This is a genomic window from Streptomyces sp. NPDC058086 (genome assembly GCF_042885015.1).
GTDB lineage: Bacteria > Actinomycetota > Actinomycetes > Streptomycetales > Streptomycetaceae > Streptomyces.
Genome location: NZ_JBHVST010000060.1, coordinates 30,707 through 43,935, shown reverse-complemented (window position 1 = coordinate 43,935; position 13,229 = coordinate 30,707). Strand labels below are relative to the sequence as shown.

Here is a 13,229-nt window from a genome sequence, read left to right as displayed (position 1 = left end):
CCAACGGGGAATCCGGCCTCCGCGTGAAGAGCGGGCGAACTTTCGAGGTTCGCCCGCTCTCGCGCATACCGATCAGTAACCTGTTCGGTCGTGACCAGTCGATACAGATCATCCGAGGCATCTCAGGGCCTCAACTCTCCCTCGCCCCGCCGCCGTACGGTCGTCAAGGCCGCGGCGGCGACCGCTGTCCTGGCCGGCCCGCTCGCCGCCGCGCTCCCGGCCCGCGCCGCCACGGACACTCCCGCCTTCCTGCACGGTGTCGCCTCCGGCGACCCGCTGCCCGACGGTGTCCTGCTGTGGACCCGGGTGACGCCCGACTCCGAGGCGATACCCGGCTCGGGGCTCGGCCCGGACACCGAGGTCAGCTGGATCGTCGCCACGGACAAGGCGTTGACGAACGTCGTCTCCAAGGGCTCCCTCACCGCGACCGCCGCCTCCGACCACACCGTGAAGGCCGACATCCGTGGTCTACGGCCTGCCACCGACTACTGGTTCCGGTTCTCGGCCGGCGGCACCGACTCGCCGGTGGCGCGCACCCGCACCGCGCCGGCGGCGGACGCGAGCGTCTCCGGCCTGCGCTTCGGCGTCGTCACCTGCGCCAACTGGGAGGCGGGCTACTTCTCGTCGTACCGCCATCTCGCGAACCGCAACGACCTGGACGCCTGGCTGCACCTCGGGGACTACATCTACGAGTACAAGTCCGGCGAGTACGCGGCCCGCGGCACGGTCGTACGGCCGCATGCGCCTCTGAACGAGATCATCACGCTCGCCGACTACCGCACCCGGCACGGCAAGTACAAGACCGACCCGGACCTGCAAGCCCTGCACCTCAAGGCGCCGGTCATCGCGATCTGGGACGACCACGAGTTCGCCGACAACGCCTGGTCCGGCGGCGCGGTCAACCACACCGAGGGCGCCGAGGGAACCTGGACCGCACGTCAGGCCGCCGCGAAGCAGGCCTACTTCGAGTGGATGCCCGTACGCCCGGCGATCGAGGGCACCACCTACCGTCGGCTGCGCTTCGGCAAGCTCGCCGACCTGTCCCTGCTGGACCTGCGCTCCTTCCGCTCCCAGCAGGCGTCCACGGGCAGCGGTTCGGTCGACGACCCGAACCGTACGATCACCGGGCGCGCACAACTCGACTGGCTGAAGGCCGGGTTGAAGGCGTCCGACACCACTTGGCGACTGGTCGGCAACTCGGTGATGATCGCGCCGTTCGTCATCGGCTCGCTCACCGCCGACCTGCTCAAGCCGCTCGCCAAGCTGCTGGACCTGCCGCAGGACGGCATCGGCGTCAACACCGACCAGTGGGACGGCTACACCGACGACCGCCGTGAACTCCTCGCCCATCTGCGCTCGAACGCGATCGGCAACACGGTGTTCCTCACCGGCGACATCCACATGTCCTGGGCCAACGACGTGCCGGTGGACGCCGGGACATACCCGCTGTCCGCGTCGGCCGCCACCGAGTTCGTGATCACCTCGGTGACCTCGGACAACCTCGACGACATCGTGAAGGTCCCCGAGGGCACGGTCTCCGCGGTCGCCGCCCCGCTCATCCAGATCGCCAACCGGCACGTCCACTGGGTCGACACCGACCGCCACGGATACGGCGTCCTGGACATCACCGCCGACCGCGCGCAGATGGACTACTACGTCCTGTCCGACCGCACGAACGCCAACGCGACCTCGGCCTGGGCTCGTTCGTACCGCACGCGCACCGGCACGCAGAAGGTCGAGCGCACCTACGACCCGGTATAGAAAACAATTCCGGGTGCGGCCAGGAGGATCTTGATAGCGTCGCACGCATTGTCGGATCGTCACACTGACGATCCGTCAGTTCCATGAGGATTGGAGTCACATGGCCACCCCCCAAAGTGTCCTGACGAAGACCGCAGTGCTCGGCGCCGCCCTGGCCCTCGCCGGACTCACCGCCACATCCGCCGAGGCGCAGGAAGCCACGGCGGCAGCGGCACCGGCGTTCGTCAACCTGACCACGGCGGAGAGCTCTCCCATATACGCCCAGCCCACTTCCTCGTCGACGAGGTACCGCACGGAGCCGCGGGGCACGACCCTGCGGATCCAGTGCTCGACCACCAAGACCCCCTCGGGGGAACGGTGGTTCAGGATCTACGACTCCAAGCCGACGTCCTGGGTGTGGTCCGGTCACTTCCCGTCGCAGGTGCACCCGCCCAAGGAGTGCTTCCCGGGCTAGGGTCTCCGACGTTCCACAACGCCGGTAGTCGCAGCTGGTCGAAGGTGAACAGGCAGGCCCGGGTCATCCGACAAATGGCCCGGGCCCGTCTGTCGGAAGCCTGTCGCCCCGGTGCGGCGGACCGCTACAGCGAGTCGAGGAAGCCGAGCGCCACCCGCCAGGTGGCCTCGGCGGCCTCCTCGTCGTAGTCGGGCAGGTCGGGGTCGGTGTAAAGGTGCCCGGCGCCCGCGTACCGGTAGATCTCCACGTCGGCGCCCGCTTTGCCCATCTGCAGGTACCAGGCGCTCAGCCAGTCGTCCGTCTCGAACGGGTCGGGCTCCGCGACGTGCAGCTGGACCGGCAGCTCGTCCACCGACGCGCTCTCGGCGATGTCCGACGTGCCGTGCAGGAGCAGCAGCCCACGGGCCTTCTCGTCGCCGAGCGCCAGGGTCTGCGCGATGGAGGCGCCGAGCGAGAATCCCGCGTACACCAGGCCGCGCTCGGAGTAGGGAGCGGCGGCCAGGACGGCTCGTCTGAGCAGCTCCTCCTTGCCGATCCCGTCGTTGAAGGCCATGCCCTCCTCCACGGTCTCGAAGGTGCGTCCCTCGAAGAGGTCCGGGGTCCACACCTCGTGCCCCGCGGCACGCAGCCGGTCGGCCGCCGCGCGCACCGCGGGCCGGGGCCCGTAGGTCGAGTGAAAGAGCATGATGTTCATGCGCCCCATGGTGCCAGCCAGGACCGACAACACCGGATCGAGGCCCAGGGACCAGGACGACATGTTCAGAGCGGCCCCGAGCCGGTTACGGTCTCAGGCATGGAGAACGTACTGCGTCCCCTGATCGTCGTCGGCGGCTCGGTCGTCCTCACGCTGCTCATCGGGTGGGCCGTGGACCGCGTACTGCGCAAGGCCGACGCCCGGCACCAGGAAACCTCTCTGTGGGGCCTTCTGCGTCGCGCACGGGTCCCCTTCCAGCTCGTGTTGTTCGCCGCCCTGCTGCGCGGCTCGTACGACCAGGCGAAGCTGCTCGTGGAACACCGGGTCGGCGTCGGCCGCACCCTGACCCTGATCCTCATCGGGTCCGCCGCGTGGCTCGTGATCCGCATCGCGACGGCGATCGTCGAGACCTCCTACACCCGCTATGCGAACGCCCACCGCGACCCGGCGCGGGTCCGCCGGGTGCGCACACAAGTGACCCTGATCCAACGGGTGGTGTCCGCGATCGTCACCGTGGTGGCCGTCGCCTCGATGCTGCTCACCTTCCCCGCGATGCGCGCGGCCGGTGCCTCGCTGCTGGCCTCGGCCGGCATCCTCGGCATCGTCGCCGGTGTCGCCGCCCAGTCCACACTGGCGAATCTCTTCGCCGGGCTGCAGATCGCCTTCGGCGACATGGTGCGCCTCGGTGACACGGTCGTGGTGGACGGCGAGTGGGGCACCGTCGAGGAGATCACACTGACGTTCCTGACGGTACGCACATGGGACGAGCGCCGGATCACGATGCCGGTCTCGTACTTCACTTCCAAGCCCTTCGAGAACTGGTCCCGTGGCACCGCCCAGATGACCGGCATCGTCTTCTTCCATGTCGATCACTCGGCGCCCGTGGAGGCGATGCGCGAGCATCTCCGTGACATCCTGCGCGAGTGCCCGGCCTGGGACGGCCGCGACTACGGCCTCGCCGTCACCGACTCCACCCCCAACACCATGCAGGTGCGCGCCCTGGTGACCGCGAAGGACGCGGACGACATCTGGACGGTACGGGTCACGGTGCGCGAGCGCATGATCCGCTGGCTCACCGACGAACACCCCTACGCCCTCCCCCGCGTCAACACGGCCGAGGCGATCCTGCCCCTGGGCTGGCCCAACGGCCGCCCCCACCGCCCGGACCGCGACGACACCGACGGCGCGATAGCCGCCTCCACGACCCCCCACACCCCCGACCCCCCACGAACGGGCCCAGGCCGAGGCTGACCACCCCAGGGCCCCACCCCCGCACCCTCCGCACCGCCCGCACCGCCCGCAGGCCGCGCAGAGTATCCATTTATCTCTCCCCCGCAGCCGCCGACGGCGAATCACCCCCACAGGCGACCGTCACTTGTCAGCGGGGTGGAAACGGGCGGTGCGCGGGCGGGAGAACAGGCTCAGCCCAGGCCCAGTGCAACGTCACCGCAGGCTACGAACGTCCAGGTGCCGCAGCACCCGGTCCACGATCTCCGGATCCGCCCCCGGCTCACTCCGCGCCGACAACACCTCATGCCGCGCCGCACTCAACATCTCCCCCTGAATCCGCCGCAACCGCTTCACCCGTCGAGTCCGCTGCTCATACGCCTCCCGCCGCTCCTCGTCCCCCAGGTCCGGACTGATCCGCGTCCCGATGTCGAAGGCCCGCCGGATCAGCTGCTCGGACAACTCCTCCGGCAGCTCCTCCACCTCCTCGATCTCCTTGAGCCTCCGCTTCGCCGCCTTCGCGGCCCGAACCGCCAACTCCTTCTCGAACGCCTTCTCGACATCCTCGTCGGCCCGCACCCCGAGCCTGCGCACCAGCCACGGCAGCGTGAGCCCCTGGAGCACCAGCGTCGCCATGATCACCCCGAACGCGATGAAGATGATCTCGTCCCGGTCGGGAAACGGCGACCCGTCGTCCATCTTCAGCGGAATGGCCAGCGCGAGGGCCACGGACGCGACCCCGCGCATCCCCGACCACCACATGATCACGGTCTCCCGCCACGAGGTCGGAATCTCCTCGTCGTAGTCCCGTTTCGCATGCAGCCGCTTCGTCAGCCACGTCGCCGGCATCAGATACGCCAGCCGTACGAGCACCACGACGGCGACGACCGCGGCGGCCCATCCCAGCATCTCCCCCCACCGCCCGGACGCCGTCCTGATCGCGTTGTGCAGCTCGAGACCGATCAGCCCGAACGCGACCCCGGTGACGAGCGTGTCCACCACGTCCCAGAACGTGTACCCGGCGAGCCGTGTCATGACGTCGTCGGCATCGGTGGCGTACTCCGCGAGGAACATCGCGGTGGTGAGCACGGCGAGCACCCCGGACCCGTGCAACTCCTCCGCCAGGACGTACGACGCGAAGGGCACCAGCAGCGTCAGCCCGATCTGCAACGTGGCGTCACCGAGCAGCGACATCAGCTTGTTCGCCGCCCACCCCAGCGCCAGCCCGACGGCGACCGCGACCACGGCGGACAGCACGAGATCGAGCCCTGCCCGCCACGGCGAGAAGGTGCCGCTCACCGCGGCGGCGATCGCGACGTGGTAGAGCACGATGGCCGTCACGTCGTTGAAGAGCCCCTCGCCCTCCAGGATCGACACCAGTCGGCGGGGCAGCCCGAGCTGTCCCGCGACGGCCGTCGCGGCGACCGGGTCGGGAGGCGCCACCAGCGCGCCCAGGGCGACGGCGGCGGCGATCGGCAGCCCCGGCACGATGGCGCCCGCGACGAAGGCCACGGCCGCCGTGGTGACGAACACCAGCGCCACGGCGAGCAGGAAGATCGGCCGTTTGTTGGCGGTGAACTGTCTCCACGAGGTGCGCCGCACCGAGGCGTACAGCAGCGGAGGCAGCAGCAGGGGCAGGATCAGGTCAGGCGGGACGTCCACATTGGGCACGAAGTCCAGGACGGCCAGCACGATCCCGAGGAGCGTCATCAGGACGGGCGCCGGCAACCTGAGCCGGTCCCCCACCGGGACGCTCACCACGGCCCCGAGCAGCAGCACGAACAACAGGGCCAACTGATCCACGGTCAGCGCTCCGGCTAGGTCTGGGCGATCAAGGAAGAGCCAGACCTCAAGCGTGCCACGCGCCTACGACAATGCCCTTCCGGCAACCCGCGTGCGACGAACCCCGTCTCACAGAGCCTTGCGCATCGCCCGGTGATCGATCCCGGCGTCGAGGAACCCCGCGCCGTACGCCACGTACCCGAGCCGCTCGTAGAACCCCATCGCCTGCGTCTGCGCGTGCAGGTCCACCACGGCGAGCCCACGCGCGCGTGCCGCGTCCTCGATGGCCCCCACGAGGGCCACGCCGACGCCGAGCCCGCGCGCCGCCTTCGTCACGGCGAGCCGGCCGAGCGAGCCGACCGTCAGGTCGCCGCCGGTCTTGGCGGCGGCCTCCGGGCCGTACAGGAGCCGCCCGGTGCCCAGCGGCACCCCGTCCTCGCGGATCGCCAGCACATGCAGGGCACCGGCGTCGTACGCGTCGTACTCGATGTCCTCAGGGACGCCCTGTTCGCCGACGAAGACCTCCTTGCGGACCGCGAAGCACGCCTCGCGGTCCACGGCGTCCTCGGCCACCCGCACCGCGTAGGAGCCGCCCCGCGCCCCGCCCGAGCCGCTCACGCGTAGCTCTCCTCACGCACCTTGTCGAGCGCCTTCTGCAGGTCCTCGGGGTAGTCGCTCTCGAACTCCGCCCACTGCCCGTCCCCGGGGTGCTCGAAGCCGAGCCGCACCGCATGCAGCCACTGCCGGGTCAGACCGAGCCGCTTGGCGATCGTCGGGTCCGCGCCGTAGGTCAGGTCGCCCACGCAGGGGTGGCGGTGGGCCGCCATGTGGACACGGATCTGATGGGTTCGGCCGGTCTCCAGCTTGATGTCGAGCAGGCTGGCCGCGCGGAACGCCTCGATCAGGTCGTAGTGCGTGACGGACGGCTTGCCCTCGGCCGTCACCGCCCACTTGTAGTCGTGGTTCGGGTGCCGGCCGATGGGCGCGTCGATGGTGCCGCTCATCGGGTCGGGGTGCCCCTGGACCAGCGCGTTGTACCGCTTGTCGACCGTGCGTTCCTTGAACTGCCGCTTCAGCGAGGTGTACGCGCGCTCCGACTTGGCCACGACCATCAGCCCGGAGGTGCCGACGTCCAGCCGGTGCACGATGCCCTGCCGCTCGGCGGCACCCGAGGTCGAGATCCGGTATCCGGCCGCCGCGAGGCCGCCGATCACCGTCGGACCGCTCCAGCCGGGGCTCGGGTGCGCGGCCACACCGACCGGCTTGATGATCACGACGATGTCGTCGTCGTCGTGCACGATCTCCATGCCCTCGACGGGCTCGGCGACGATCTGCACGGGGGCGGGAGCCTGCGGCATCTCCACTTCAAGCCAGGCGCCGCCGTGCACCCGCTCGGACTTTCCGACCACCGAGCCGTCGACCGTGACCTTCCCCGCCGCGGCGAGCTCGGCGGCCTTCGTGCGGGAGAAGCCGAACATGCGGGAGATGGCGGCGTCGACGCGCTCGCCCTCCAGGCCGTCGGGCACGGGCAGGTTGCGGATCTCGGGAATGGTGCTCACCCGTCGAGTATGCCGGACGGGTCGGACACCGCCGGACCATCGCCCGAACAGCAGTGCCCGTGGACCTGCCTCCAGACGTCCTTCCAGAGTCCTTCCAGACGCCCCCGTACGACACTCCGTGCGGGCCGATCAGTCCTTGTGGACGGATCAGTCCTTGTGGACCGTGCCGTCCGGGTCGAGCCCGCGGAAGGACAGCAGCACGATCAGGATGCCGCCGCAGACGATCGCCGAGTCGGCCAGGTTGAAGACCGCGAAGTGCTTGGGCGCGATGAAGTCCACGACCGCGCCCTCGAAGATCCCGGGCGAGCGGAAGATCCGGTCGGTCAGGTTGCCGAGCGCACCGCCCAGCAGCAGACCGAGCGCGATCGCCCAGGGCAGGCTGTAGAGCTTGCGCGCGAGCCGCGCGATCACCACGATCACGGCCGCGGCGATCACCGTGAAGATGATCGTGAACGCCTCGCCGAAGCCGAAGGCCGCTCCCGCGTTGCGGATCGCCTCGAGCCTCAGCCAGTCCCCGATGATCTGGATCGGCGCGTGGTGCTCCAGCTTCGCGACCACGATCAGCTTGCTGACCAGGTCGAGGGCGTACGCCAGGGCGGCGACGGTGAACAGGACGGCGATCCTGCGCCTGCCCCTGGGCCCCTCGGCCGGGGCCCCGGCCCCTTCCACGCCGGACTGCTCCGGCTCGGCGCCGCCCGCTCCTGGGGTATCCGGCGTACCGATGATGCGCTCCGCCTCTGCCACGTGAGTGAGTCCCTCGACCTAGGTGCCTGACTGAGGACGAGGGTACGGCACACCCCCCGGCGCCCACGTGCGCAGGAGCCCTCCCGCGTCATTCAGTAGCGGCGTTCCTGCTTCTGCTTGCACTCGACGCACAGGGTCGCCCGCGGGAAGGCCTGCATCCGCGCCTTGCCGATGGGGTTGCCGCAGTTCTCGCAGAGCCCGTACGTGCCCGCGTCGAGCCGCTCCAGCGCTCGCTCGGTCTGCTCCAGCATCTCGCGAGCGTTGGCCGCCAGGGCCATCTCGTGCTCGCGTGTGATGTTCTTCGTGCCGGTGTCCGCCTGATCGTCGCCCGCGCCGTCGCCGGAGTCGCGCATCAGGCCCGCGATCGCCTCTTCGGACGACGAGATCTCGGTACTCAGCCGCAACGCCTCGGACTGGAGTTCGGTGCGCGCCTCCGCGACCTCCTCCGGAGTCCAGGGGTCCTCGCCGGGGCGCACCGCGAGCTCGCCGGGCTCCACCGCGGCGATCCGTGCCTTGGGAACCGCGGTGGGGTTCTGCGCCGCCGTGGCCGTGCCAGGAGTCTTCTTCGCAACCACCGTCGTGGCTCCCGTCGTCTTCGCGGCCTTGGCCGCGCCTTCGGCCGCGGAAGCGACCGACTTTTTCGCCGTACTGGTGCTTTTCCTTGCCGTGCCGGTGCTCTTCCTGGCCACGCTCTTCCCGTCGGCCTTCTTGGCCACCGCCTTCCGAGCCACGGCTTCCTTGGCCACCACTTTCTTGGCCACCGTTTTCTTGGCGACCGTTTTCTTGGTGGCTCCCTTCGTAGCGGCCGCTTTGCCGGTGGTGGTCTTCGGAGCGGCCGTCTTCCCGACTCCGGCGGCCTTACCGGCAGCCGCTTTCCCGGTGGCCGCCGCCTTCTTGCCGACAGCGGCTTTCGTGGCCGCCTTGGTGACGGTCTTCGTGGCGGTCTTCACCGGGTTGGCCGCTGCGTGCGCCACCGACGCCACCGACGCGCTCTTCTTCCCACCCACGTCCTTGGCCGCCGGACCCGTGGATCTGCCGGACGCCGACTGCTGTACGGCGGTCTTCTTCGCCACCATGGCCGCGGCCCCTTCACATATTGTGATTTTGCGCGCAAATCGTGCTGGGACGATAAATCGACTTCTGGCCCGCGGCAACCGGGCCCACCAACGTTTCGTCCGCCCCGCGGGTCCCGCGCGACGAACCTTCATGCGTTGTGCCCAGCTCCCCGCCGGGTAATCCGCCAGGTCCGGCGTCCCAGGATCCGGACGCCCGCACCTCGCCGTTCGGGTCACCGCGCAGGCCGCGGCACCACCCCGGGCGGCCCCGGCGGCGTACCCCGGAAAACCGGTCGGCCGCTGTCCGCACGGCGCCGTACACTGGGCGCAGCGAGAAGCGTGGATGGGGACGAGTAGCGGCGTACGCAGCCAAGAGCGACCCGGGGACGGTGGAAGCCCGGGGGCGAGCGCGACGCGAAGATCACCCCGGAGCCGCCGGAAGAAAGCCGCAGCGAGCGAGCAGCGGCCGGTAGAACCGGCATCGCGACCCCAATGAGGGGGCTCACTGGTGCACAGCACGCACTGGGGAGCCAAGGAGGGTGGTACCGCGGGAGCGCGCCGCGCACGGCGTCCGCAGCATCCAGGAGATGGCTGCTCAGGCTCTCGTCCCTCCGGACGGAAGGCAGAAAGTCCGCCGGAGGAAGCTCGCTGATGACAACGCCGACGTACCGCCAGGTGCCCGCCCAGGTCGACCTGCCCGCCCTTGAGCACGCCGTGCTCGACTTCTGGCGCGAGCAGAAGATCTTCGCCAAGAGCCTTGAGCAGTCCGAGGGCCGCCCTGAATGGGTGTTCTACGAGGGCCCGCCCACCGCGAACGGCATGCCGGGCGCCCACCACATCGAGGCGCGCGTCTTCAAGGACGTCTTCCCGCGCTTCCGCACCATGCGCGGCTATCACGTGGCCCGCAAGGCCGGCTGGGACTGCCACGGCCTCCCGGTCGAGCTCGCGGTGGAGAAGGAGCTCGGCTTCACCGACAAGCAGGACATCGAGGCGTACGGCATCGCCGCGTTCAACGCCAAGTGCCGCGAGTCCGTGACCCGTCACACCGACGCGTTCACCGAGCTCACGAACCGCATGGGCTACTGGGTCGACCTCGACGACGCCTACCGCACGATGGACCCCGAGTACGTGGAGTCCGTGTGGTGGTCGCTCAAGGAGATCTTCAACAAGGGTCTGCTGGTCCAGGACTACCGCGTGGCCCCGTGGTGCCCGCGCGACGAGACGGGTCTGTCGGACCACGAGCTGGCGCAGGGCTACGAGACGGTCGTCGACCCGTCCGTGTACGTCCGTTTCCCGCTCACCTCCGGTCCGCTGGCCGGCCAGGCCGCGCTCCTGGTGTGGACGACGACCCCGTGGACGCTGGTCTCCAACACCGCGGTCGCCGCGCACCCCGAGGTCACCTACGTCGTCGCGACGAACGGTGAGGAGAAGCTCGTCGTCGCCGCACCGCTCGTCGAGAAGGCGCTCGGCGAGGGCTGGGAGACCATCGGTGAGACCTTCACCGGCGCCGAGATGGAGCGCTGGACCTATCAACGTCCGTTCGAGCTGGTCGAGTTCCCCGCCGAGGCCCACTACGTGGTCAACGCCGAGTACGTGACGACCGAGGACGGTACGGGTCTGGTCCACCAGTCCCCCGCCTTCGGCGAGGACGACCTCAAGGTCTGCCGGGCGTACGGACTGCCGGTGGTGAACCCCGTCCGCCCGAACGGCACCTTCGAGGAGAGCGTCCCGCTCGTCGGCGGTGTCTTCTTCAAGAAGGCGGACGAAAAGCTCACCGAGGACCTCCAGCAGCGCGGTCTGCTCTTCAAGCACATCCCGTACGAGCACAGCTACCCGCACTGCTGGCGCTGTCACACCGCGCTCCTCTACTACGCGCAGCCGTCCTGGTACATCCGCACCACCGCCATCAAGGACCGTCTCCTCCAGGAGAACGAGAAGACCAACTGGTTCCCGGACTCCGTCAAGCACGGCCGCTTCGGCGACTGGCTGAACAACAACGTCGACTGGGCGCTGTCCCGCAGCCGCTACTGGGGCACCCCGCTCCCGCTGTGGCGCTGCGAGGAGGGCCATCTCACCTGTGTCGGCTCCCGCGCCGAGCTCTCCGAGCTGACGGGCACCGACCAGTCGAACCTGGACCCGCACCGCCCGTTCATCGACGAGGTCACCTTCGCGTGCCCGCAGGACGGCTGCGGGCGGACGGCGACGCGCGTACCGGAGGTCATCGACGCCTGGTACGACTCGGGTTCGATGCCGTTCGCGCAGTGGGGCTACCCGTACAAGAACAAGGAGCTCTTCGAGAGCCGCTACCCGGCGCAGTTCATCTCCGAGGCCATCGACCAGACCCGCGGCTGGTTCTACACGCTGATGGCCGTCGGCACGCTGGTCTTCGACAAGTCCTCGTACGAGAACGTGGTGTGCCTCGGCCACATCCTCGCCGAGGACGGCCGCAAGATGTCCAAGCACCTGGGCAACATCCTGCAGCCGATCCCGCTGATGGATCAGCACGGCGCGGACGCGGTGCGCTGGTTCATGGCGGCCGGCGGCTCCCCCTGGGCGGCCCGCCGCGTCGGCCACGGCACCATCCAGGAGGTGGTGCGCAAGACGCTCCTGACCTACTGGAACACGGTCGCCTTCCAGGCCCTGTACGCCCGCACCTCCGACTGGGCCCCCTCCGAGGCCGATCCCGCCCCGGCCGACCGTCCGGTCCTCGACCGCTGGCTGCTCTCCGAGCTGCACGCGCTCACCGACCAGGTCACACAGGCGCTGGAGGCGTACGACACCCAGCGCGCCGGAAAGCTCCTCTCCGCGTTCGTCGACGACCTCTCGAACTGGTACGTGCGCCGGTCCCGCCGCCGCTTCTGGCAGGGCGACAAGGCCGCGCTGCGGACCCTGCACGAGGTCGTGGAGACGGTCACGCGGCTGATGGCCCCGCTGACCCCGTTCATCACCGAGCGGGTCTGGCAGGACCTGATCGTCCCCGTGACGCCGGGCGCCCCCGAGTCCGTACACCTGTCCTCGTGGCCGGAGGCGGACCTGTCCGCCATCGACCCGGAGCTGTCGAGGCAGATGGTCCTCGTCCGGCGTCTCGTGGAGCTGGGCCGCGCCACGCGCGCGGAGTCGGGCGTCAAGACGCGCCAGCCGTTGTCCCGCGCGCTGGTCGGGGCGATCGGCTTCGAGTCCCTCGACGGGGAGCTGCACGCACAGATCACCGAAGAGCTGAACGTCACCTCCCTCGCCTCCCTCTCCGAGGTGGGCGGCTCGCTGGTCGACACCACGGCCAAGGCGAACTTCCGCGCGCTGGGCAAGCGCTTCGGCAAGGGCGTCCAGGCGGTCGCCAAGGTGATCGCCGAGACGGACGCGGCGGCCCTCTCCCTCGCCCTGCGTGAGGGCACCGCCTCGGTCGAGGTCGACGGCGAGACGGTGACGCTGGCCGCGGACGAGGTCATCATCACGGAGACCCCGCGCGAGGGGTGGTCGGTGGCGTCCGACTCGGGTGCCACGGTCGCTCTGGACCTGGAGATCAGCGAGGAGCTGCGGCAGGCGGGCCTCGCCCGTGACGCGATCCGGCTGATCCAGGAGGCCCGCAAGAACAGCGGCCTCGACGTGGCCGACCGGATCGCGCTGCGCTGGACGTCCACCGACCCGGCCGTCATCGCCGCCCTGAACGAGCACGCCGCACTGATCGCCGACGAGGTCCTCGCCACCGACTTCGCCCAGGGCGAGGCCGACGACACCTACGGCGCTCCGTTCACCGACGAGGGCCTGTCCCTCACCTTCCGCCTCCGCAAGGCGTAGCCCCGGGCGGCGGGGCCCTACCCACGCCCCGCCGGCCGTCAGCCGGACGAATCAGGGCGGTCGGGGGTCCGGGGCGCAGCCCCGGCCCGGGCGGGTATAAACATATCCGAGCCCCCCAGACCCGGTTACATGTCGTGTGGCGGGGTGGGGGGGTAAAT

General features: G+C 69.9%; 10 protein-coding genes. 4 read left to right on the top strand and 6 right to left on the bottom strand.

The window, feature by feature from the left end; genetic code table 11:
• Nucleotides 1-90 precede the first annotated feature (90 nt).
• On the top strand, nucleotides 91-1,761 hold the full coding sequence (locus tag ACFVWD_RS35755) for an alkaline phosphatase D family protein (RefSeq protein ID WP_389602192.1): 1,671 nt from the start codon (nucleotides 91-93) through the stop codon (nucleotides 1,759-1,761).
• A gap of 100 nt (nucleotides 1,762-1,861) precedes the next feature.
• The gene (locus ACFVWD_RS35750; protein WP_054231476.1) at nucleotides 1,862-2,215 is read left to right on the top strand and encodes a hypothetical protein; all 354 of its coding nucleotides are present in this window, start codon (nucleotides 1,862-1,864) and stop codon (nucleotides 2,213-2,215) included.
• Nucleotides 2,216-2,339: 124 nt separating this feature from the next.
• Here the strand turns inward: ACFVWD_RS35750 and ACFVWD_RS35745 are convergent, their stop codons facing one another.
• Nucleotides 2,340-2,909 carry a dienelactone hydrolase family protein gene (locus ACFVWD_RS35745; protein WP_101405659.1) on the bottom strand — a complete coding sequence of 190 codons (570 nt, stop codon included), beginning with the start codon at nucleotides 2,907-2,909 and terminating at the stop codon, nucleotides 2,340-2,342.
• A gap of 99 nt (nucleotides 2,910-3,008) precedes the next feature.
• Between ACFVWD_RS35745 and ACFVWD_RS35740 the strand changes: the two genes are divergently transcribed.
• Complete coding sequence (locus ACFVWD_RS35740; RefSeq protein WP_389602190.1) at nucleotides 3,009-4,160, top strand: mechanosensitive ion channel family protein; 1,152 nt, start codon at nucleotides 3,009-3,011, stop codon at nucleotides 4,158-4,160.
• A gap of 192 nt (nucleotides 4,161-4,352) precedes the next feature.
• On the opposite strand, the gene ACFVWD_RS35735 is transcribed toward ACFVWD_RS35740, so the two are convergent.
• From ACFVWD_RS35735 to ACFVWD_RS35715, 5 genes are all read right to left on the bottom strand, one after another.
• Nucleotides 4,353-5,939, bottom strand: a complete 1,587-nt coding sequence (locus ACFVWD_RS35735) for a Na+/H+ antiporter (protein ID WP_389602188.1) — start codon at nucleotides 5,937-5,939, stop codon at nucleotides 4,353-4,355.
• A 108-nt stretch (nucleotides 5,940-6,047) separates the two neighbouring features.
• Nucleotides 6,048-6,536, bottom strand: coding sequence for a GNAT family N-acetyltransferase (locus ACFVWD_RS35730; protein ID WP_389602187.1), 489 nt, complete (start codon nucleotides 6,534-6,536; stop codon nucleotides 6,048-6,050).
• Complete coding sequence (locus ACFVWD_RS35725; protein ID WP_097226191.1) at nucleotides 6,533-7,477, bottom strand: RluA family pseudouridine synthase; 945 nt, start codon at nucleotides 7,475-7,477, stop codon at nucleotides 6,533-6,535. Before ACFVWD_RS35725 ends, ACFVWD_RS35730 begins: the two co-directional genes overlap by 4 nt.
• Before the next feature lie 147 nt (nucleotides 7,478-7,624).
• A complete protein-coding gene (gene lspA / locus ACFVWD_RS35720) occupies nucleotides 7,625-8,221 on the bottom strand; it encodes a signal peptidase II (protein WP_389602185.1) in 597 nt (198 codons plus the stop codon).
• Between the two features lie 92 nt (nucleotides 8,222-8,313).
• Complete coding sequence (locus tag ACFVWD_RS35715; protein ID WP_389602183.1) at nucleotides 8,314-9,297, bottom strand: TraR/DksA C4-type zinc finger protein; 984 nt, start codon at nucleotides 9,295-9,297, stop codon at nucleotides 8,314-8,316.
• Nucleotides 9,298-9,927: 630 nt separating this feature from the next.
• On the opposite strand from ACFVWD_RS35715, the gene ileS reads away from it, so the two are divergent.
• Entirely contained in the window at nucleotides 9,928-13,071 is a 3,144-nt protein-coding gene (gene ileS, locus ACFVWD_RS35710) for an isoleucine--tRNA ligase (protein ID WP_389602181.1), read from the top strand.
• Nucleotides 13,072-13,229: the final 158 nt, after the last annotated feature.

Bases quoted from the DNA above. Each gene is read 5' to 3' on its own strand.
- ACFVWD_RS35750 (WP_054231476.1), top strand. From the start codon at position 1,862: ATGGCCACCCCCCAAAGTGTCCTGACGAAGACCGCAGTGCTCGGCGCC.
- ACFVWD_RS35745 (WP_101405659.1), bottom strand. From the start codon at position 2,909: ATGAACATCATGCTCTTTCACTCGACCTACGGGCCCCGGCCCGCGGTG.
- ACFVWD_RS35740 (WP_389602190.1), top strand. From the start codon at position 3,009: ATGGAGAACGTACTGCGTCCCCTGATCGTCGTCGGCGGCTCGGTCGTC.
- ACFVWD_RS35715 (WP_389602183.1), bottom strand. From the start codon at position 9,297: ATGGTGGCGAAGAAGACCGCCGTACAGCAGTCGGCGTCCGGCAGATCC.
- ileS (WP_389602181.1), top strand. From the start codon at position 9,928: ATGACAACGCCGACGTACCGCCAGGTGCCCGCCCAGGTCGACCTGCCC.